The 21766-nt window shown below is 58.9% G+C and carries 20 protein-coding genes and 1 pseudogene; 6 read left to right on the top strand and 15 right to left on the bottom strand.

Translation table 11 applies throughout. The features are described from left to right. Positions 1-85: 85 nt before the first annotated feature. Positions 86-316 (top strand): hypothetical protein, encoded by a 231-nt coding sequence (locus PEP31012_RS18680; RefSeq protein ID WP_150590789.1) that lies wholly within the window; start codon positions 86-88, stop codon positions 314-316. 189 nt (positions 317-505) lie between these two features. Here PEP31012_RS18680 and PEP31012_RS18675 read toward each other — a convergent pair whose 3' ends face one another. Together PEP31012_RS18675 and PEP31012_RS18670 are read right to left on the bottom strand one after the other, a co-directional pair. Beyond that, a complete protein-coding gene (locus PEP31012_RS18675; protein WP_150590788.1) occupies positions 506-913 on the bottom strand; it encodes an Hsp20/alpha crystallin family protein in 408 nt (135 codons plus the stop codon). 14 nt (positions 914-927) lie between these two features. Then, positions 928-1365 (bottom strand): Hsp20/alpha crystallin family protein, encoded by a 438-nt coding sequence (locus tag PEP31012_RS18670; protein WP_150590787.1) that lies wholly within the window; start codon positions 1363-1365, stop codon positions 928-930. A gap of 204 nt (positions 1366-1569) precedes the next feature. On the opposite strand from PEP31012_RS18670, the gene PEP31012_RS18665 reads away from it, so the two are divergent. Together PEP31012_RS18665 and PEP31012_RS18660 are read left to right on the top strand one after the other, a co-directional pair. Beyond that, a complete protein-coding gene (locus PEP31012_RS18665) occupies positions 1570-1953 on the top strand; it encodes a hypothetical protein (RefSeq protein ID WP_150590786.1) in 384 nt (127 codons plus the stop codon). A gap of 142 nt (positions 1954-2095) precedes the next feature. Next, positions 2096-3169, top strand: a pseudogene (locus tag PEP31012_RS18660) (NAD(P)/FAD-dependent oxidoreductase); the annotation flags it as partial. Between the two features lie 179 nt (positions 3170-3348). Here PEP31012_RS18660 and PEP31012_RS18655 read toward each other — a convergent pair. Together PEP31012_RS18655 and PEP31012_RS18650 are read right to left on the bottom strand one after the other, a co-directional pair. Beyond that, positions 3349-4806: a M81 family metallopeptidase gene (locus tag PEP31012_RS18655; protein ID WP_150590785.1), complete on the bottom strand. Its 1458-nt coding sequence runs from the start codon at positions 4804-4806 to the stop codon at positions 3349-3351. Between the two features lie 124 nt (positions 4807-4930). Then, a complete protein-coding gene (locus PEP31012_RS18650; protein ID WP_150590784.1) occupies positions 4931-5962 on the bottom strand; it encodes an ATP-binding protein in 1032 nt (343 codons plus the stop codon). A gap of 516 nt (positions 5963-6478) precedes the next feature. Here PEP31012_RS18650 and PEP31012_RS18645 point away from each other — a divergent pair. Together PEP31012_RS18645 and PEP31012_RS18640 are read left to right on the top strand one after the other, a co-directional pair. After that, positions 6479-8608: a TonB-dependent receptor gene (locus tag PEP31012_RS18645; protein WP_150590817.1), complete on the top strand. Its 2130-nt coding sequence runs from the start codon at positions 6479-6481 to the stop codon at positions 8606-8608. 30 nt (positions 8609-8638) lie between these two features. Next, positions 8639-10273: a serine hydrolase domain-containing protein gene (locus PEP31012_RS18640; protein ID WP_150590783.1), complete on the top strand. Its 1635-nt coding sequence runs from the start codon at positions 8639-8641 to the stop codon at positions 10271-10273. Between the two features lie 66 nt (positions 10274-10339). On the opposite strand, the gene PEP31012_RS18635 is transcribed toward PEP31012_RS18640, so the two are convergent. The 7 genes from PEP31012_RS18635 to PEP31012_RS18605 form a co-directional block, all read right to left on the bottom strand. Then, positions 10340-12109 (bottom strand): serine hydrolase domain-containing protein, encoded by a 1770-nt coding sequence (locus PEP31012_RS18635; protein ID WP_150590782.1) that lies wholly within the window; start codon positions 12107-12109, stop codon positions 10340-10342. After that, complete coding sequence (locus tag PEP31012_RS18630) at positions 12045-13061, bottom strand: dipeptide epimerase (protein WP_150590781.1); 1017 nt, start codon at positions 13059-13061, stop codon at positions 12045-12047. Before PEP31012_RS18630 ends, PEP31012_RS18635 begins: the two co-directional genes overlap by 65 nt. Positions 13062-13067: 6 nt before the next feature. Continuing rightward, positions 13068-14333, bottom strand: a complete 1266-nt coding sequence (locus PEP31012_RS18625; RefSeq protein ID WP_246171376.1) for an MFS transporter — start codon at positions 14331-14333, stop codon at positions 13068-13070. Between the two features lie 143 nt (positions 14334-14476). Then, positions 14477-14899 (bottom strand): ExbD/TolR family protein, encoded by a 423-nt coding sequence (locus PEP31012_RS18620; RefSeq protein ID WP_425494976.1) that lies wholly within the window; start codon positions 14897-14899, stop codon positions 14477-14479. Positions 14900-14936: 37 nt separating this feature from the next. Continuing rightward, positions 14937-15371 (bottom strand): ExbD/TolR family protein, encoded by a 435-nt coding sequence (locus tag PEP31012_RS18615; protein WP_150590778.1) that lies wholly within the window; start codon positions 15369-15371, stop codon positions 14937-14939. 4 nt (positions 15372-15375) lie between these two features. Next, the gene (locus tag PEP31012_RS18610) at positions 15376-16143 is read right to left on the bottom strand and encodes a MotA/TolQ/ExbB proton channel family protein (protein WP_246171379.1); all 768 of its coding nucleotides are present in this window, start codon (positions 16141-16143) and stop codon (positions 15376-15378) included. Between the two features lie 107 nt (positions 16144-16250). Next, positions 16251-16889: an energy transducer TonB gene (locus PEP31012_RS18605; RefSeq protein WP_150590777.1), complete on the bottom strand. Its 639-nt coding sequence runs from the start codon at positions 16887-16889 to the stop codon at positions 16251-16253. A gap of 233 nt (positions 16890-17122) precedes the next feature. On the opposite strand from PEP31012_RS18605, the gene PEP31012_RS18600 reads away from it, so the two are divergent. Beyond that, positions 17123-17848, top strand: a complete 726-nt coding sequence (locus tag PEP31012_RS18600) for a response regulator (RefSeq protein WP_343039907.1) — start codon at positions 17123-17125, stop codon at positions 17846-17848. 329 nt (positions 17849-18177) lie between these two features. On the opposite strand, the gene PEP31012_RS18595 is transcribed toward PEP31012_RS18600, so the two are convergent. From PEP31012_RS18595 to PEP31012_RS18580, 4 genes are read right to left on the bottom strand one after another with little or no spacing between them, the layout of a single operon-like run. After that, on the bottom strand, positions 18178-18726 hold the full coding sequence (locus tag PEP31012_RS18595; RefSeq protein ID WP_150590775.1) for a 3TM-type holin: 549 nt from the start codon (positions 18724-18726) through the stop codon (positions 18178-18180). After that, positions 18726-19208 (bottom strand): glycoside hydrolase family 108 protein, encoded by a 483-nt coding sequence (locus tag PEP31012_RS18590; RefSeq protein WP_150590774.1) that lies wholly within the window; start codon positions 19206-19208, stop codon positions 18726-18728. Before PEP31012_RS18590 ends, PEP31012_RS18595 begins: the two co-directional genes overlap by 1 nt. After that, the gene (locus PEP31012_RS18585) at positions 19205-19450 is read right to left on the bottom strand and encodes a hypothetical protein (protein ID WP_150590773.1); all 246 of its coding nucleotides are present in this window, start codon (positions 19448-19450) and stop codon (positions 19205-19207) included. The genes PEP31012_RS18590 and PEP31012_RS18585 overlap by 4 nt, the downstream gene beginning before the upstream one ends. 36 nt (positions 19451-19486) lie before the next feature. Continuing rightward, on the bottom strand, positions 19487-21745 hold the full coding sequence (locus PEP31012_RS18580) for a phage tailspike polysaccharide lyase family protein (RefSeq protein WP_150590772.1): 2259 nt from the start codon (positions 21743-21745) through the stop codon (positions 19487-19489). Positions 21746-21766: the final 21 nt, after the last annotated feature.

The following is a 21766-nucleotide window of genomic DNA, read 5'->3' as shown; positions in this document are numbered from 1 at the left end:
CTTTTCGACACGATCCGTCTCACCCCACCTTCAAATTGTCTTGCTTGTCCGGCATGGATGTCGCGCACGGGCTCGACAATCGCCAATGCAAAATTCCCAACATCACCACCAATACAACGGTTATTCAATCTCCCCGTCCGCGCACCAATTACCGGACGGCTGGTTTGCTGCCAACCTCCAGCTCGTGAGAGCGGGTGCCCTTGACGCCGATCCGGTTGCCTACCATTTCTACGCGCTCGACTATTTCGACACTGAAACGCAGGCCTTGGGACACGCCGCCACGTGGGCACGTGACTGGGTCGACAATCGTGGCTAGTCGGCATTCCAACGTTGCCGCGGATTGATGGAAGACGAAAATCTTTCTACGTCACCGTCAATTGATTATTCGCACTCCTTATTTTCTGAACCGTGCTGTTTTCCGGAAGCTTATGAGCCCCTGCGAACTCGTGCCCGCAGGGGCGAACCTCGGGCATCGACCCGCCTCAAACGCAGCGGGTCACCAGAACTAAACCGCCTGGACTTCGACCTTCCGGGGGCGCGCTTCTTCCCGACGCGGCACCGTGAGCTTCAGGACACCGTCTTTGAGCTGCGCCTCAATCTTTGAAGTATCGAAATCTGAACTGAGCATGAAGGACCGGAAAAAGCGTGGCTCCTTCAACTCGGCATGTTGCAATCGCAGGTTGGAAGGCGCAGGAACCGTCGCCTCGCCTTCGATCGACAGCGTTCCATCTTGCACCCGGATGTCGAGCTTATCCTTCGCCACGCCGGGCAGGTCGGCCCAAAGCGTAACGCCGTGCTCGTTCTCGAAAATATCGACCGTCGGAGAAACGACCGGGTGACGCTGTTCCTGCGGCGCCTGGCGTGATGCCACTTGCCCTTGAGTGGTCGTCGAGACTTGCGAGTTCGCGTTCATGATGTCCTTCCTCCTCATTGCACAGAAATCGCTCGCGGCTTGGAAGATTCACGTTTGCCGATGCTGATACACAGGCACCCGTTTGCGTAGCGCGCCTGGACGTTGCTCGGGTCGACGTGCGTCGGCAGTTCAATCGCTCGACGGAATGCGCCGACGAAACGTTCTTGTGCGTACGATTTGGCATCGCGCTCCGCCTGATTGAAGCGACGCCGCTCACCCGAGATGGTCAGAAGCCCCTTGTCGATGGTGACATCAAACGCCTTGGCATCCATGCCGGGCGCAAAAGCCACGATCTCCACCGAGTCATCCGTGGTACCGATGTTGATGGGAGGGAAAGCTCCCGGACGTGAAGACCGAATACTGGACGGGAACCCGGAAAAGAGATTGGACATCTCTCGTTGGAGGCGATCCAGCTCGCCGAAGAGCCCTGTGCTCAGGTCAAATTCGCTCATGGTCGTATTCTCCCAATAATTTCGCCCAATCAATAAAGCGAAGCTAATAACGAAAACACGATGACACGCGGTCATCAAACCTTGCGCCAGTACGATACTGACGGAACACTAAGATAGAACGCTTCCGCCGGATTTCAAGGGTCTTGAAATCGAAAATGTGCCCCTCAAGTTGACGGCACGATTGACCACTTCCGGAGGTGCAAAATGGACTTTGAATGGGATTGGCTGACGATCGGCGTTCACCGCCCGCGCTTGCGCGCCGAGCGAGGATTCCCGACGGAAGAGATGCGAAAGATGGCCAATGTCATCGTCCTGGCAATCGAAAACAACATGAGCGCGCGAGCCCGCGTTGTCGAGATCGTGTTCGCTCGGGACGGGACGCTGCGTGTGGACGTGGGGACGACGCTCGAAGCCGACACCCAAGCGGTTGCGCAAATTTGCATTGCGCTTGCCACCGTATTCGCATTGCCGCCAGACGCCGTCGCGTTGCACGTGACCGTGGTTACACAGAGCGAAGTTGACCTGCACTTCGGCGTGTATGAACGGATGCTGGCCGAGAAGGTGGGAACGGTTCCGCCATTGCATTGACGTCCATTCCGGCTCGCGCACCTTGAGCCGGAAATCTCCTCAAGGTGCGCGGTTACGCGGGAAGGAGGTCATTCAGAACTTCGCCCCGCTCATCGAGAGCGCGAAATCGGGGGCGGAACATGCGTGTCGACACAGCAGACGATATCCGTACGCGTTTCCTCGCGACATCGGAACGCTGCTTCACTACGCGCGAAATCAATCCACGGATGTGCGTTATCACCCGTCGGCGCTGCCGAGCATCGCCCCATTTCTCGCACAATATTGGCATCACTCCGCACCGCAACGCCATGCCCGCATCGCCCGTCAATACAGCACACTGATCGAGCATTGCTTGACCGAACACAAGGCACTCATCAATCGTGCGGGCGCGGACGATCTGCTACGCGAAAGGGGGTTGGCTAAAGGTCTTCCATCAGCGTGGGGCGTTCGACGCAGCGCTGCTCGATGCCGAGCGCTGGCAATGTGAGTACGGCGTGCCGTTTGAGCGACTCGATGCGATGCAACTTCAGAGAGATGAGTTGTCGCTCTCGACAGCGCTTATCGGCGCCGTTCGACATACGGCGTCGAGTTCGATTCGCGATCCCGGCGAATTGGTTACCCGCTGCGCTCAGTACTTTACTTCGATAGGTGGGCACATCGTGCGCGGCGATGCGACCACGTTGAGTCCTCATTGGCGCGTACTGACCGTCGAGGGGGAAATCGAAGGTCGGCAGGCCGTCGTGGCAATGGGGCCTTGGTTCGATACGATTGCGCGTGCTCTCGGTTACCGGCTGCCGCTGGCCGTCAAGCGCGGCTATCACCGGCACTTCCTGCCCGAATCCGGCGCAACACCGAATCAACCGGTATTGGATGCCGAGCGCGGCTTTCTGCTCGCACCGATGCATCAGGGAATTCGCCTGACAACGCGCGTCGAACTTGCGCTGCGCGACTCGCCTCGGACGCCGGTTCAGCTGGCGGCCGTCGAACCGCTCGCGAAGCAGTTGTTCCCGCTGGGAAAGCCGGTCGAATCCGAGCCATGGATGGGTTGCCGACCTTGCACGCCCGATATGCTGCCGATCCTCGGCCCGGCCCCCGGGCATCGGACCTTCGGTTCGCTTTCGGTCACGCTCATCACGGTCTGACGCTCGGTCCCGTGACCGGGCGTCTGATTGCCGAGATGCTCACCGGCGCGCGGACGTTGGTCGACCCCGCGCCATTTCGTGCCGACCGTTTCTGACTCGGTATCGCTTCGCTGCCCCACTCGAGATGTGCCGCTGCGCGGCGGCACATCAGACGAAAAAAAGCCCTTCGCAGAGAAGGGCAAATTTTGCCGGAGTTTTGGCGATTCCCGGCAAAATATCGGATCAGCCTACGCGTGCTGGATTGGATCAAGCCGAGGCGCCGGGGCGCCACCGATCACCCGAACGGATTTTCGACGCGGGGCCAGTATTTGAGGCTTCGGCGTCGATAAGGGAGTTTTGCGAAATCGGGGGTCAGTGCGCCAGGCGCTGCGACGTGAAGAACCGCCTTCGCCCGGGGGGCAAACTCGGCATGGAAATGCTGCGTCGATTTCACGATCACGAGACGCTTCGCGTCCATCGCGACGCCTATGCCGGTAAATGCATCCACGCCAATGACTTGCGTTCGTACGGAAACGAGCACGATGTCCAATCCGTTTGGCCCTTCAACCCAGACCGAGCGGCCCAGTGGAATCGACATGCCGCCGAGGCTCTGCGAATGCGTATCGTGCACGGCTCGAACGGTGACACGCAGATCAATGGGGTCGCCTGAGGCGACGCCGCATTTCCCGCCGATGCGAAGATCGAGCGTGGCGCCGACGCCGGCATCCGCGCAGATTTGGATGGCCCCCAAATCCCATAAGCAACCCACGGCAACATCAGGGATGCATCGCTCGATGACGCGCCGAAGGATGAAGGTACTATCCCCAGGCGCACCACCGCCGGGGTTGTCGGCAACATCGGCCAAGACAACCGGACCGACGCCCACCGCCAAGGCGGCGTCGAGCCCGTGATCCATGTCATACCATTTGGGCCGAACCGCTTGTCGCATCTCCCAGAATTCATTGCCGAGTTGATTTGCCAATGTGCCGGCACGCGCCGGGTCACCGTCCGCAATCACCCAAAGCTTCGCACCGGCCTCTGGAACATCGCCCCAGGGGAATCCGTGGCCCAGCGATACGGATAGAATGCCGTCCCGCCCCTCGAACGACTGCATTCGTCGTACAAAGCCGGCCATGGGTTCCGATGTGGTATGCCACGCGCCCACCATGCGGCAATCATGCACGGCGGTGACCGGGGCGACCTTCCCCTCGGCGGCTTGTGTGACCAGTCGATAAACCTCACGCAACCGTTCGATCGCATCGGTATGCGGATACTCTTTATAGGCGATAAGGATGTTGGCCGCAGAGTGCATCAGCTCGGTGAAATGGCAATGCGGATCGAGCGTCGCGGCAATCGGCACCTCGGGGCCGACAACTTCACGAATGCAGGCGAGGAGGTCGCCCTCGCAGTCGTCATAATTCTGCGCCACCATGGCGCCGTGGAGCATGAGAACGACGGCGTCGAGCGGCAGCGCTGCGCGCACACCCGCGATGATCTCGTCACGCAGTGTTTCATAGACCTCTCGAATGACGGGCCCCGACGGCTGCGCCTCGGCGCTGAGACCTTCGGCGATTTCGTTCCCGTCCGACCGGGCGAGTCGACGAAGTTCCGCCATCAGATAGCCCACGCTTTCCGGCGCGCGAATGCTCGCGTCGCCCCGGAAAATCCCATTTTCCTGAAATCCGCCCCACCCCGTGGGGCATGGCGCGAAGGTGTTGGTTTCTGTAGCGAGTTGTGCCGCGAAGATCTTCATGGTGAGTCCAGATGTGTGAAGAAGCATGTTTTTCACACTGTATTTGGACCTCGTTGCCAGATTGTGAGCAATGTGTATCCACATTGACACAGAAGCGGGTACGTCGTCTCCGAAGCGCTGGCGGCTATCGCCTTGGCAACACGACGCGCGCAATCAGTCCAACGTCACTGCCATTGAGCAGTGTCAATGTGCCGCCGTGTCGCTTGACGACATCGTTCGCAATAGCCAGCCCGAGTCCGGTACCACCGGTTTCCCGGTTACGGGATTGTTCGAGTCGAAAGAACGGCTCCAGTACCCGTTCGAGATCTCGCTCCGGAATGCCGGGCCCGCGATCGACGATATTGATCTGCACTTGCTCTTCACCATCGACCAATTGAATATGCGCTTCGCTTCCATAGCGAATCGCATTGGCGACCAGATTGGTCAAGCAACGTTTCAACGCCAACGGCTGCGCAAGCAACGGCGCGATTGCCCCGTGAACGGAGACCGTCTGTCCACGCTCGAGCGCGTCTTCCGCAATGGCGTCCATGAGCGCGTCGATGTCGATCGGGCTGCATTCCTCGGTCACGGCCTCATTGCGCAGAAATGAAAGTGTTGCGTCGAGTAACTGCGTCATTTCGTCGATATCGGCGACCAATCGATCACTGAATTCCGAGGTTTCGAGCGTCCGTAACCGTAGACGCATTCGCGTGAGCGGCGTGCGCAAGTCATGCGAGACGGCGGCAAGGAAGCGATTGCGATCATTCACCTGGCGACGTATGGCCGCCTGCATCGAGTTGAAAACCCGAGCCGCTTGCCGCGCCTCTATCGGGCCCGCTTCCGGGATCGGCGGCGCGTCCATGTTGCGAGACAACGCTGCAGCCCCCGCGGCCAGCGACTTGAACGGTATCGACAGCATTCGCGCACCGATCCAGGACGAGAAGAGCAGCGGCACAATCTGCACGGCAGCGGCAATACTCAACTGCAGCCCGGTCGACATGCCAGGGGGCGCCTTGAAGGCCGCCGCGGAATACACCGTGTACATCAGGATCGCGGTCCCGGCCTGTGTCAGTGCCACCATGACGAGCATGACAAACAGTAGCCGATAGAACGCAGAATCGAACGATGGCTTTTGCATGATGGTTGCGGCTGGCGCCGTGAAAGAAAACGCGAACATGGTCGCTATTATCCCGCGCCTATGTAGCCGCTTCGTCAACAGATTGTTTCAGGACGGAAACATCCGGGAGCGCTCACCGCTCACTTGACTTGCGCAGGAATGGGAAGCCACGGCGCGTGGACCAATGTTTCACACGCGATACAAAGACCACATGAACCAGAAATATCGCACAAATACCGTTGAAGCCAGAGCTAAGACTCGAATCAGCGCCGACACACAGCGCTAAACGATCCATACCGCGAAGGCGATTTAAATGGCTGAAGTGCGGAAATCTCGGAGGAGACGACAGTGGTAATCAAACAGCATCGTAGGCATACCGCGGTCACTTTGCGCCGATTCAGGCTTCGGCCGAGCGGTGGAACCTGGTTGGTGGGTTCGCTGCTGGGGCTGGCGTCAGCCTATGGGCATGCGCAAACGGTGACACCGCCCAGTGCGGCTTCGGCGGTGAGCGCCGACGCCGAGCGCGCCAAACCATCGGCTGACACGGATGCCCGAACGAGCGCCGCAGCGCAAACCATGACCCCGGCGTCAGGCAAAGACGGCGCGACACTCAACACGGTTGTCGTTACCGCAACGCGTCGTCGTGAACCCGCGCGCGAAGTGCCTATGCAGATCAATGTCATTTCGGCTGACGAGTTGCAAAAGCGCGGTGCGAAAACAATGTCCGATGTGCTTTCGTCGGAACCCGGGGTGGATCTCAATACCCAAGGCGGAAGCGGTGCCGGACAGATCAGCATGCGCGGCGTGACGACCGGGGACCAAACCGGTCCGACCGTGGGTGTCTATGTCGATGACGTCGCCTTCGGGGGAAGCACGGTATTCTCGCAGGGCGCAACGTTCGCGCTGGACATGAGCCTGCTCGATCTGAATCACATCGAAGTGCTGCGCGGGCCGCAGGGCACGCTATACGGCGCAGGGGCGATGGGCGGGTTGCTGAAGTACGTCACGAACGAACCGGATACCGAGGAATTCTCCGGCCAGGCGAGCGCGGGAATGTCGACAACCAAGCATGGCGGCATTGGCAACACCGCCAACGCGGTTCTGAATATTCCGATCAAGAACGATGTGGCTGCCGTGCGTATTTCGGCTTTCAGCCAGCACGACGCAGGTTATATCGATGCCGTCGGACCGCAGACTGGCAGTCGAATCGACAGGGGTGACACTTACGGCGCGCGCGCGTCGTTGCTCTTGACGCCGACGAGTCAGTTCACCGTGCGTCTGAGCGCGATCACGCAAAACATCAATCGAAACGCACCGAATTACGTCGCCTACGACAAGAGCGGCCAACCCGTCGATGGCGATCTGACGACGCGTGTTTATGCGCCGGAACCGTTCCATCAAAACGTTGAACTCTACTCGCTAGGCGTGGAGTACGACTTCGGATGGTCTCGCTTCAACTCCATAACGTCGTATCAATCAGTGAGAACGGACCAGCCGCAGGATCTATCGGTGGTCTACGTGCCGGCACTGGCCGCGCAAGGGCTCAATTTGAACTCGGTTGTCGCCATGAATCTGGCGACAACGAATAAGGTAACTCAGGAATTTCGCCTGACGTCACCCGCGAACCGCCGTCTTGAATGGCTCGGCGGGCTTTTCTTCACCCGAGAACGCAGTGAGGCGGATCAGGGCATCGTCGGCGCTCTTCCCAACGGGGCCACGCCTTCACTGTCTGCACTGACGGCGCCCAGCACCTACACCGAATACGCGGCATATGGAGATCTGACCTACCACGTGACACAGCGTCTGGCGCTCACGGGTGGCATTCGCATCGCCCACAACCAACAGACGTACAACCAGAGCACATCGGGCCTTCTGGGAGGACCGCCTCAGTCGATTTCGGCACCGTCGGCCGATACCAGCAAGACCTACATGCTGACGGCAAGCTATGGATTGACGCATAACAGCAACGTCTATGTCCGCGCCGCCAGCGGCTATCGACCGGGCGGGCCGAACGCCCTGCTCATCAGCCCCATCACCGGACGCCCTGGCATTGGCAATGCAACGTTTCAACCCGATACGCTTTGGACATACGAAGCCGGCTACAAGGCGGACTTGTTCGAGAAACGTCTTTCGTTGTCGGCAACCGCCTACGACATCGAGTGGAAAAACATCCAGCAGTTCGGCGCATTGGAAGGTGTCAATCAGGTGCTTAACGCGGGTGACGCTCGCGTCAAAGGGTTCGAGTTGGCAAGTAGCTTCCGCCCCGATCGGCATTGGGATTTTGGCCTCGGGTTTTCCTACATCAACGCCAAGTTGACGCAGGGAAATGCCACCACTGGGACGCAATCGGGTGACCCACTGCCGAATTCTGCGAAGTTCTCGGCCACGCTAACGGGGACTTACCACTTCTCGCTCGGCTCGTATGCCTCATACGTGGGGGTTGCGCAACGATTCATCGGCCGTCGCCATGCGGGGTTCGGCACCAGCAACGGGCGACCGGATTATCCCCTGCCTGGCTATTCCGTTACAGACCTCCAGGCGGGTATCGACTTCGGCAAGGCAAGCCTGAATTTCTATGTTCGCAACCTGTTCGACCGCCGCGCCCTTCTTGCTGCGGGGACGTCGCTGATGCCGCTTGGCGGACCGGCACTTGTCAGCGTGGAACAGCCGCGCACGATCGGCGCTGTGCTCACGGTTCCATTCTGACCCACGTTACCGAATATCGGAGAACTTCAAATGACTTTGCAGCACAACGACTTGCATGCTCGCCTTGACGCCCATCTGGCGCGGTTCAATCGGAGCGATGCGCCGGGACTCGTGGTCGGGGTCGCCCGTGAAGGACGGGCACTGTACCGCAAGGGGTTCGGCATGACGAGCCTCGAACATGGTGTGGCCAACACGCCGGCGACGCGGATGCGAATTGGTTCGACCAGCAAGCATTTCGCTTGCCTTGCCGCCCTGCTGCTTGCGGAGGACGGCAAGCTCGATATCGATGCGAGTGTTCGCACGTATATGCCGGAACTGCCGGAGTTGGCGGGTGAACCCACGTTGCGTCAGCTGATGACGCATACCAGTGGCTATCGCTGCTATCTGGATCTGTCTGTGATTACGCAAGGCGTGTCCACGATCGGGCCCGGCACGCCGCTGGCGGTTGAGCTGCGTCAGCGAGATGTTAATTTTCCCCCAGGGGAGCGCATGATTTATTGCAACGGGGGATACCACCTTCTGTCGCAGATCATCGGGCGCGTCAGTGGCATGCCGTTCGAACAGTTTCTTGACCAGCGGATCTTCCGCGTCATGGGCATGCATGACACGGAATCGGTCAGTGACGACTTGCGAATCCGGCCACGCATGGCCACACAGCATGTTCCCGACGGCGCTGGCGGGTATTTGCGCGGATTGTTTCCGAGTGTCGACGTGTTGGGTGAAGGCGGTATCGTCTCCACGATCGACGATATGTTGAAGTGGGCCAGGCATCTTCGAGATCCCGTCAGACTTGGACGTCCGGAAACATGGCGTGAGATGCTGACGATGCCGCAATATTCCAGCGGGGAATTCGGCATCTACGCGTTGGGGTTGATGCGCACACGGTACCGTAACGTCGAAACCATTCATCACGCAGGCGGGGTTTTCGGTGGAACGAGCCAGATGTTGACGGTTCCCTCGCACGCCCTGGATATCGTCCTGATGAGCAACGGCGCACCTGTCGACCCCGTTGCGTTGGCAACCGAAATTGTCGATATTGTCCTTGGCGACGACGTGCTCGGTCCACCGCGACAAGCCCCCGCACCGACTTCGGAAAATGCCGGTTTGCTCGGAAAATATCTTTCCGTTGCTCCGCTTCAGTTTGTGGAGATCGTTGAGCGGGACGCGCGATTGCACGCAGTGACGCATAACCAGCCACACCATCCCCTGCCGCTTATCTCGGCTGAGCACGGATTTCGTATCGACGACGGTGCGGGCGCACAGACGCGCGTCGTACCGCATGCACTTACGACAGCAGGCGACGTTCCCGCCATCGATTTCATCGAAAGCGGACACGTCGTCACTCTGGGCCGATATAAAGGTACCCCACCGACCGAGGCGTTAGGGACGGACGAGATCTGTGGTCAATACTTCTGTCACGATGCCGAAGCACACGCCAGCATCTCGCTTGAGGACGGGCATCTGACGCTGTCCATTCGTGGTGCTACGGGAGGTGCACGTTATCACCTGAGCGCGCTTACCCGTGATGTTTGGACCTTCGCGCCTGCCGATGCCTCGGCATTGTCTACTGGCACGGCACTTGTTGAGCGTCATGGAGACAAGGCGACACGCTTTTCCCTTTACACGTCCCGCACGCGGGCGCTAGCGTTCTCGCGTATCGGATAACTTGAACGAGGGGTGGAAACTTCCGTTCCCACCCTGCCCTTCCATGCGTCTGGCCGTCGCCGACGCTTAGGCTCGGAACTTTGCGAATCGAAGGTTTCTCGTCCGGGGGGTATTGACCGAAAATCCCTCCACATCCCCAGTGTCTGGGCGCCTGACGATGGAAAGCGTTCCGGCCGTGACGGCGTTTGGCTCGCTCGGTGCGAAGCGAAAAAGATCGACATCGACCGGAAAGACGTCATAGTGGCATTCGCCCGCCCTCCCCGCGATCTCGAGCGACATGACCGCGCACACGTCGCTACATGCCTCGTGGCCCCGTTCCTTCGGGCGTAGCGTAGCGCGAGCGTCTGCCTCTTCGCTGACATAGCGGCCACTTAAGGCATTGATGTCTTCGATGCTGAGCGCCGCAGGCATCTCGACGCGGCGATAGGTTGTCGTGTGACCGCAATGCGCGATGCGCAAATGCTCTGCATCGTCCGGCTCGATGGCGGTTCCCCACTGCAATAGGAATGTGCCGTCGCCCGTGGACTCCGATGTCAATCCGAGCGTACCGCCTTCGGGGGAATCGAGCTTGTACAACCATGGGGCGCTCGGTCCAAGCGGACCGGTCAGCAGGATGTCTCCGCCGCCCTCGGCGATGTCGTACACAGTGTCTGCGTTCACTTCGCGATAGGTGCCGACTCGTCCGAATGAGGCGGGCATCCTGGCGGGTGTCGGAACCGGGTGCGCCCTCATTGGGTCAGCCAGCAGGACGTCCAGCATACGAAACGAAAGCACGGTTGGCACCGCAATTGCCCCGTTACTGAGCAATACGACATCGATGCCGTGCTCGGGGACACACAGCATTTGGCACGACCCGCCGACGACACCACCGGCATGGTGGATCAACTCGCACCCGCGATACTGCGTGCGCTTTAAACCCATCATGTAATCGCTGCGCAGACCGCTGGCGAACACCGGCGATGAGAACAACAATTCCCACGTATCGCGATTGCCGACCGATTTTTCCCCGCGCAAATGCGTGCACCACTTGAGCATGTCGTCCACACACGAGACAACACCGCCCTCCCCGAGAATCTCGCGCGACGGGAATATTCCTTGGTTGTAAGATCCTTCGCCGTTTTCGATATGGCTGGTGGCGATATGGCTTCGAATCTGAAAATCGTCGGGCGAGCAGTACGTATCGTTCATGCCCAATGGCTCGAAGATTTCGGAAGCGAGGAACGCCGCGAACGATTGCGCGCTGACACGTTCGATGGCCAGCGAAACCAGGTGATATCCGCCGTTGCAGTACATCATCCGCTCGCCGGCCGGAAAGTTGAGGCTTGTTTGTCGACGCTGAATATCGAGCAGGTAGCCGGCCTGCGGCGCGGTCAATCCGTGGGTGAGGAGAGAGATGTCGAGCGCGCAGCGCTGTCCGCTGGTGTGAAACATGAGCGAGCGCAGTGTCGCGTCACCTGCGATTCCTGTCAGTTCCGGCAGGTATCGGCGGATCGGCGCATCGATATCCAGCGCGTTCTCTTCCTGAAGCAGCAATGCGGCGAGGCAAGTCATGTGCTTGCTCGTTGATCCGATACGCAGTCGGGTCCGAACATCCAGTCCAAGCCCCAGTCCAACGCTCGCCATACCGAAGGCTCGGCGTAACACGACCTCCCCGTGAATGGCGGCACCGACGACTACGCCTGGCGCATCACTTCGATTGAAAGGATCAAACAGCGCTGTCAGCGCTTTACCATCAAATCGCTCCTGTGCCGACACGGCATATCCTCCTGAATCAATGTGCCGCATGCGAAGCATCATCCAGGCCCCAGGGTCTGTCGGGGCCGAATAGGTATCCATTCCGGTATCTGAACGAGGGCATGCGATCCTCTGCCAGAAAGCAGGGCCCGTCGAGGTCGACCCGGTCGCACAACTGTCCCAGAAGGTATGCCGGGGCCACACCGAGCGAAGTGCATGGCATGCACCCGACCATGACCGAAAGCCCGAGGTTTCGAATTGGCGCAACCAGGGAGAGCGCACGCGTGAGCCCGCCGCATTTGTCGAGCTTGACGTTGACGACGTCGTACCTGCGCGCGACAGCGGCGAGATCTTCCAGATCCTGAAACGATTCATCTGCGGCCATGCGAATCGGGTATTGCATCGATTCCAGGCATTCATCCTCGCCGACCGGTAAGGGTTGTTCGAGCAGATCGACGCCAACGCGCTGCATGACCGGCAGCATTTGCATCATATGTTCGGGCGTCCATCCCTGATTGGCATCCACAGAAAGCGCGACACCGGGGCAAGCCGCTCGAATTGCGACGAGTCGGTCGGCATCGAGTACGCTACCGTCCAGCTTGATCTTCAATGCAGGGGCGCCTTCGTAACTGCGAGCCGCCTCGGCCATCGCGCCAGCGGCATCGACACCGACGGTAAATGATGTGCGTAGCGGGCGCAGGCGCGCGCGTCCGGCCAATTGCGCGACCGTCGAGCCACAACGCTGCGCGGCCAAGGACCATAGCGCCGCATCGATGGCATTTCTTGCACCGCCGGCGGGCATCAGTGCGATCAGCGCCTCCCGGGAGATGCCGCGCTCGATTTCAGGGCGGACGGCGGCAAGCTGCTCGACCATTGTGTCCGTGGTTTCTCCTCGGTAGTAGACGCCGGCGGCCTCGCCCCGACCTTCGTACTGACCGGATATCAACGATACGACCAAGACGCGGGCCGCGTCGACCGTGTGACCCGAGATGTGAAAGGGGGCGGCCAGCGGCCACTGTTCGATACGAACGGAAAGCGTGCAGGGATTCGTCATTGGCGCTCAGGCGTAGCGTTCGATGGCAAGACGTACGGCATTGGCCGCACTTCGCATTAAGAAACAAGCCAGGATGAATCCGGACAATGCCGCGGCAACGATGGCCCAAATCAGACCCGAGGAAGTGCCGTGCAGATGATCCGACACCAGGCCAATGACGACAGGGCTGCCGGACTGCATCAGCACCGTTGCCAGGACCCCGATGGCCGCCACTCTCGATCTCAGATAGGGAGGGCAAATGCTTTGCATCAAGCCGGGAAACATGATCATGCCTGCCACGACGCACATGAATTGAGCACCGAACAGGAGGTAGACATACGACACGGATGGCGCGATCAAATACCCGAGGCTGACGACGCAGGCCCCTAGGGCGCCCCACTCACATACGCGCAGCGGGGCGAGCACGCCGAGTCGTGTGCCAAGGCGGCGAACGAGAAGCCAACCGAGACCGCATCCGATGACGCTACCGATCATCGCCGCGCCGCCCAGTCCGGCGCCGACCGCGGCCGGCGTTGCGCCAAAGAAGCGTACGGCAACGACCGGCATCCAGCTCGTAATGCCCGCGAAGGCCATGTTGACCAATGCGATTGCGCCAAAAAAGCGGATCATCATCGGCATCTCACGGCGGAAGTATTCACGCGCCGCGAGTCCGCGCGCCTGCGCGCCGCGGGTGGCGCCCTGGGCGTCCGAATGTGCGTAGCGCGGACGGATCATCGCGACCATCAGCACCAGCAGCGGCGCAGGTACCGCGACGGCGAAGAACGCAATACGCCATGTGGACGCGCTTCCCAGATGGAACGGTAATGCGCCATGCATCGTGTCGATCCCCTGGATCAGCAACCCGCCCAGTGCCATGCCCGCCCCGGCGCTCAATAGATTGACCAGAGCAAAGACAGAGTTGGCGAGGATGCGCTGACGTGCCGGAAAAAGGTCGGGAAGCAAGCCGTAGATGACCGGCATCAGTCCCGCTTCGCCGATGCCCAGGCCGATCGATGCGATGAAGAGTGTCCAGAATCCGGTCGCCAAACCGCAAGCGGCAGTCGCCGCGCTCCAGACAAGGATGCAAAGCGCCAGAATGACACGGCGGTCCACTCGGTCTGCAATCCATCCGATCGGTATGGCCGCCGCGCCGGCAAACAGTGCAATACCGGCGCCTTGCAAAAGCCCCACCTGAATGTCGGCAAGGCCGAATTCTGTGCGGATAAGTTCGGCCAACAGCACCAGCATCTGGCGATCGACGTTGGCAAAAAAGGTCACGATGACGAGGGCCAAGAGCCCTAGCCACGCCCCGACACCTGCAAGTCTCTCGCGGCGTGCCGTTGTTGCATACGGCGAAATTTCGGTATTTGAATCGAACATTGGAAGTCCAGTTTGAGTGCGTCAGCGCGCGAGGACACTGGCAGGGAGACGAGATGTCATTTTGCGAAGCGCTCGTTGCCAACCAGTCCAATGCGTGTCACGCCCAGCCGTTGCGCGGACGCCATGACCATGGCGACCGACCGATAGGGGGCTTGCGCATCGGCGCGCAGGTGCAGCTCCGTTGGCGGCGTCGACATCGCAGCTTCGGTGAGATGGGTTTCCAATTGACCTCGGTCGCTGAGCGGCAAGCCGTTCCATGCGACGACACCGCTCGCATCGACGTCGATTTGCACGACAAGCGGCGGGATCGCGGGGGCAGCATTGGAGGGTGTGGGCATGTCGAGTTTTACGGCATGCGTCTGGATCGGGATGGTGAGAATCAACATGATCAGAAGCACCAACATGACGTCGATGAGTGGCGTCGTGTTGATCTCCACCATGATGTCGCTGTTCTCGCCTGCGTCCGATCGCATGGTCATTGCCATGGCAGTCTCCTGGGGTGGTGCGCCTTGCGCGCTATTGGCGCGGTGGCGCTTCCGTAATGAAGTCGACCTTGGCGATGCCTGCACGCTGGCATGCCAGGACAACGCGTCCGATCGCCGCGTAGCGCGCATCGAGGTCGCCGCGAATGTGCACTTCGGGTTGGGGGGTCAATACGGCGACCGCCTTGAGTTTCTCCAGCAACGTAGCCGCGTCGGGCATACGTCGCTCGTCCCAATACACCTCACCATCACGCGTGACGGCGAGGACAACGTTCTGGGGGGTGGTCTGCAGAGGTTGAACGGCTTCCTTCGGCAGGGTGACGGGAACGGTGTGCGAGACCACAGGAATGGTGATCAGGAAGATGATGAGCAAGACCAGCATCACGTCGACCAGCGGCGTCGTGTTGATGGTCGCCATGACCTCGTCATGCTCTGCGCCGCCACTCCCGCCAGGTACGGTCATTGCCATGGCATCACCCCACGCGCGCGACTTGCGAAGTGCGGGTCGCCACGACGGCGGTCGCTGTCGTTTTTCCGGTGAGCAGCACGTTGTGCAGCTCACTTCCGAAATCACGCACACGTTCCATGACGGCCTTGTTGCGACGGACAAGCCAGTTGTATCCGAGCACGGCGGGCACGGCCACGGCCAGGCCGATTGCGGTCATGATCAGCGCCTCGCCCACAGGCCCCGCAACCTTGTCGATGGAAGCTTGCCCGGCAATACCGATGGCGGTAAGGGCGTGATAGATGCCCCAAACGGTACCGAAAAGTCCGACGAAGGGAGCCGTCGAACCGACAGTACCCAAAAAGGACAGCCCATCCTGGAGCCGATTCGATACACCGGTCATGGCACGTTCGATGGCGCTCGCGACCCAGGTATTCAAGTCGGCCTGGTCGAGCATTGCCCCCTTGTGATGATCACGCGCCGATAGTCCGGTTTCTGCGATGTAGCGAAACGGGCTTCCCGCTTCGAGTGACCGAACCCCTTCGGAAAGGGACGCAGCGTTCCAGAACTTCTTTTCCGCGGCGCGCGCCCGACGCAGGACCTTCGCCTGTTCAAGCAGTTTGGCGACAATGATGTACCAACTCCCCATGGACATGACCACGAGGATGAGCAGGGTCCCGCGAGCGATCATATCGCCGCCTTCCCACAGGGCTTGCAGCCCATACGGGTTGGTGACCGTCGAGGCGGCATGGGCGCTGAGCGAGGCGAACGCCGCGATCATCGATACGACGGCCATCGAGACCATGGGGCCGCGGGCACGCGGCGTGGCACGGGATTGGAACTGAAACATAATCGTCTCCTTGACGTGAATGCGGGGTTGCATATGGGCTGTTGGGGACAGCCTCAATTGAGTTGAAAATCGAACGGCACTTGAACGCGGACTTCCTGGCCCTGCGCGACGCAATGGAACTGCCGGACCGCGTTCTCAGCCGCTCGGTCGAGCACCGGGGCGGCCGATCGGGCGACACGAAGTTGTTTGACCTGCCCGTCGGTGCCGACGGAAAACTCGATGAGCACGCTGCCCGTGATGTTGTCGCGAAGCGCTTCACGCGGATACCGGATGGCGGCACGGACTTGCGCGGAGTTCGGGCAAACGACGCCGACGTTGCCCGCCACGGGCTTGCTCACGGGAGGCGCCGGTGGCGCAACCGGCGTCGTGGCGACGGGCTTGTCGGATTGAACGGCAATCGCATTGGGTTGTGGCGCGACCTGTACCTGAACTTCAGGCGGCGGCACGTACGCCTTCGGCTGAACGACGGCGCGTGGCGGCGGCGCGATCTTCTTTACTGGGGGCGGCGGCGGCGGAGGGGGAGGAGGTTTGATCTCCTCGATGATTCGTGTCTCGATGGGCGCCTGGATGATTGTCGCGACACGGGTTGCCAGCCCGCTAAGCAAGGCATACAGAATGACCGCGTGCACAAGCAGTGCAACACCGATTCCGAGGAGGCGCCGAGCGGGCGGTTTGGGTTGGGCGTAATTCATGGACTACGTGTCTCCTGCCTGCATATGTCTTGTGTGGAGTCACGTTACGGCTCGGGTATTTCTGTTTCATCTCGACTTTGTATCGGGTTTGATACATAAGAGATGCGGCTCGATGCGCTGTCACTGAATGTTTCGAGACTGCAACAATTGCGCAAGATTGCCGGCACGTTTGTCGCGGATAATCTGGAAATCGGGGGATTCGAATCGACCTGGCGAGAGACCAAGAGAGGAACATGATCATGGCAACGCGCGTACTTGTAGTCGACGACGATGCGCAGATACGCAGTCTGCTTTGTCAGTGCCTGGCCGGCTTTGGCATGACCTGTATGCAGGCGGCGAGCGGCGAGGAGATGCACGACGTGCTCGCGCACAACGATATCGACATCGTCGTGCTCGATTTGATGCTGCCGGACAGCGACGGCCTTACGCTATGCCGAGAGTTGCGCACGTCGTCGGACATTCCCATCATCATGCTCACCGCGCGCGGCGAGATGACCGACAGAATTGTTGGCCTCGAACTCGGTGCCGACGACTATGTCGTCAAGCCGTTCGAACCACGTGAGTTGGTGGCGCGAATTCAGACCATTCTGCGCCGTACCCGGGCGCAAACGAGGTCGGCGCCCGAGCCCAAAGACGAGCGGAGATTCGCGGGATGGCGCCTGAGTTTGATCGGTCGTCATCTCATTGCGCCCGACAATACCGTCATTCCTCTCTCGAACGCGGAATTTCGACTGCTGAATGCGTTTCTTTCCGCACCGGGGCGCGTGCTGAGTCGCGAATATTTGATGGATATGGCCCGGGGGAAGTCGATCGATGCGTTTGATCGCAGCATTGACGTACAGATTTCGAGGCTACGACAAAAGTTGCGAGAGGACACCAAGGAGCCACGATTGCTACGGACGATTCGCGGAGAAGGCTACATGCTTGATGTTCGCGCACGTTCCGATATGGAGGGGTAGGTTGTCGTGGGATGGGTGCGTTGAACGGCGGCATGTGGAAGCGACTTTACCCTTGTCCCTGCCGCCCCTGGATTCATCGAGATGACGTTGCCGGCGTATCGCGGCGACGTCTCACAAAACAAAAAGCCCCTGACGTCACCGTCAGGGGCTTTCTTGCTTCTTTGGTAGGCCGTGCTGGGTTCGAACCAGCGACCAAGGGATTATGAGTCTTTCCAGTTTCCCTTTTAAATCAATGCATGAAGTACGAAACGTTCTACATATTGCGTAAACATTAAGCACCATTCCATGCGGCTTTCGGGGCGATTGTGTACGAATTGTAGAAGCGATTTTTAGCCGCGATTATCGGTCGGCAAGCGCGGATCAGCTTGTGCCTTTCCACGGAAGAACGACGCAACGCCCAAGATGCCACCGATCGCAATCCATGCCTCTGGTGGGATCGACGGCTGAGCAATCGCCGGCCACCAGCCGCGCAGGATAGGAATGATGAAGTAGGCCCCAATCCATGCGAAGCCGAAGCAGAAACCGACGAACGGTCGCCAAGCATAAGTGGGCCAGTGATCAGCTTTGGCCTCGGCCTGCATGGTCGCATTCACGGTCGCAGTGTTCTGCGCATCGGCAGCAATATCGGCCTTCTCCACATCAGCAGCGACTTCGGCGAGGTGTGATTGTTGATCGAGCACCGCCTTCTGGAATTGCATGGCGAGATTCGGATCGGCCTGAATGGCAGCGAGTGCGGCATCTGGAGCCGATTGCCCGGTGATGGTTTGGGCGACACCAACAACCTTGCTGGCTACGTCCTCTGCCTTGGAACCGCCGAGCCAGCCGGCGATCATAGGCGCGAATTGTGCAAGCGCCATTGCGATGGGGATCAGGGGCATCACGCAGCTCCTTTCATGAGATTTGAAGCGATACGACGTGCCCAGCCTTTGCCGAAATCGAGCCACGTCTTGAGCGACGTGAAATAGGTCAAGCGAAGTGAGTTCCAGCGCATCATAAAGCGCAACGGATCGGTAGCCTGAACGGCTGCGATGGTCTGCGGCCCGATCAAGCCGTCGACCTTTGCGCCCGCGGCGCCCTGCATCCATATCACCGGGTGGCCGCCGTTGTAGTTGGCGTCGAATATCTGGAACGCGACGCGCGCATCCAATTCATCAAGCCGCAAAGGATCCCAATAGAGCTTCTTGGCGATAGCTTTGGCGGTATCCCGTGGCAAGTCCTTCATGGGGCCGCTATAGCCGCTTGCTCGTGCTACGCGAGCCGTGATGCCCCACATGGTTTCACCTCCTGGATCTTTGGGATTGTTGCTGTAGGCACCTTCGTTGCCGATCAGTGCGTCGAAGGCTTCATCAAAGCTGCTCATGGCTTATCCACCTTCGCATCAAGCTTGTCCTCGATGCGGTCTAGCTTCTTGAAGATCGCATCGGTCACGGCTTGGAAGTCATCGCGCCGGATGTACTCCTTGGCGACCTGCAACGCCAATTCCGTCATTTCCTTGCGGACGGTTCCAAGATCCTTATGAGCCTGATCGATGCGGCCATATGTCCGGCTGAGAAGGAATCCGAGTAAGGTAATCACGCCACCCCCCGCGATCTGAATGATCATCCCAAGTTCCATGCTTTCCCCGAATCAGTACTTAAATCACATTCTGATTTGTGCGCAGCAATTTACGTTCATAGTGTCATTGCTACTGAAATTAATAGAACCACTTGTACTAGAACAGTTGGCAGTGACAGAAGATGACGTTGTGGTGTTTACATTGACAATCGCTTTTGCGCCGCCCGCCGAAGAATTAAGTGCTGTAAGTATTACATTCGGAGGAATCGGATATTTATACGGGAAATTAATCACTACGCTGTTTTGATTTGCGCCGGATGTTACCGGTATAGATCCAGAAAAAGTTTGAGTCGGGAGACGCCAAATTGACACAGGGATAATTCCATCAGTAACGGCATAAAAAGCTGCATTTCCGTTTTGCAGTCCAGAAACGTCAGAAAGGGTGAAACTGGCGATCGACCCAGACCCACTGGTGCGTTGCAATGTTGCGAACTGCGTTACCGCAGGCCCGGCAACAATACGTGCATTGGTATAGTTGATCGTAAAGGCTACATTCGCCCCGTCTACTGAATAACGGTTCACATATACCGTGCCTGCTGGCGCCAAGAAGTTACAGTTGTTGAAGTTGAAAATGCAAGAATTCTGCGTATTGGATTGCAGAGAGAAGTCCAGAATTCCACGATTGCCATTCCCGGTCGTGTTCGGGTTGTTGCTAGATGCGAATGTGCAGTTGTCAAAATCGAACGTGCCTCTCACAAGTTCCGCTGCATATAACGCCGTCCCAACATTCAAGTTCCCAAAGAAGTAACAGTTCGAAAACTTGTGGTTTGCGCCACTCAACATGAAGCCGTTGGTAAAGCGGCAACCTTGAAAGATCAATCCTTCTGAATTTCCATGCGGATCCACAGAGCCGATTGCGGCGCTGTTGTTGGTGTCTGCGATAAAACGAATGGCCCGCGTCGGAACACCCCCTACAATATCGTCGCCTCCGGGGGCGATACCGTGCCGTGCACCATAAAATTCACCTTGCACGATGCCGCCTTGACAATTGCTGATGAGCAAACCATATTGATATCCGCTTAGCGCGGATGACTGATAGGCGCGGCCCTTAACATCTATGTCCATGCAGCGATCAAGATAGATGCCACAGTACAGGCTTCCACCGGTCTTGATATTTTCGACAATTGGATGATCGATTAGGCTAATCTTGATGGCAGCGCTCATCGTGTTCGGCTGCTGGAATGCAAGATCGCGGAATGCTGTGCGAGCCCCGACTAGCTTGTACACCGTCACAGCGGCAGCCACGTAGCTATCCCAAAGGTTTGCCATGATCGACACAACAGAACCCGTCACCGAAAGCACCTTGCAGAACTCTCCTTGACGGTAATTCGTTCGCCATGCAGAGAACGAAGAGTTCGTCGGGTTATAGATGATAAGCGTGTCGTTTGGACTGACGCTGGGCGCTGAAGCGAAGGTCAGTTGCGTGTCGCCTAAGTTCGCATTCACAGACATAGATTGCCCAAGCGCAGTCAACGTGCCCGTGACATTAAACATGTAGGTGGCACCCCCCGGAAAGGAGCCGCCCGCGATGATGACTGATCCATCGCCGTCGCCGTAGACCGTATCGCCAGCTTGGAAGGTGATGGCGCTATTTACGATGTAGTTACCAGTTGGGATATACTTCTGCCGGGCTGAGATAGCAGCGAAGTTAGTGAAGGCAGTGCTGTCGTCTGTCAGGTTGTCGCCCTTTGCTCCAAACTGGCGAACCGAGATAACATTCTGATTAACTAGTTTCCATCGGCCGCCGTCGGCCGCGACAATGATAGTGCCGCCATTGTCAGCCGATGTAGTGTCGCTAGAGTCGCACCAGTAAGCGCCACCACCGCCGTCACCGGTAGAGTAGTACCCAGTGACGAAAGCCCGCGTGTATGTCGCTTTTGAAAGCCCTCTCAAGGCCTGAATACTATCTACTACACGGTTGTTCTTCGACGCGAAGAATTGCGCAAGCGTGCCGCCATCAAAGCCAACGAGAGATGCACCCTTCGTCGGATCTGTCGCATTCAAAAGGTCATCTTCATTGACCGATGCTGCGACGGCCTGATCCCATATCGTCACGCCTGACGAATCCTTGACGATTTGCCGATATGTGCCAGATCCCCAAACGAGAGCCTGCCCGCGGCTGTCTAGCGTAATGGGGTTGGCGTTCGGGATCGTTCCTGCCTGATCCTGATAGGTCGTCTTCGGGGTCAGCGTTGCGGGCACGTAATACCCAACGGTGCCATTAGCCAAGGGAGCGCCATTGGCGTCGATGAATTGGATCTTGCCGTTCGGGAGCAATTGCATGGATGCCTCAAAACAAAAAGG

The organism is Pandoraea eparura (assembly GCF_902459725.1).
In the GTDB taxonomy this organism is placed as follows: Bacteria; Pseudomonadota; Gammaproteobacteria; order Burkholderiales; family Burkholderiaceae; genus Pandoraea; species Pandoraea eparura.
This window is presented reverse-complemented; position numbering and strand designations above follow the sequence as displayed.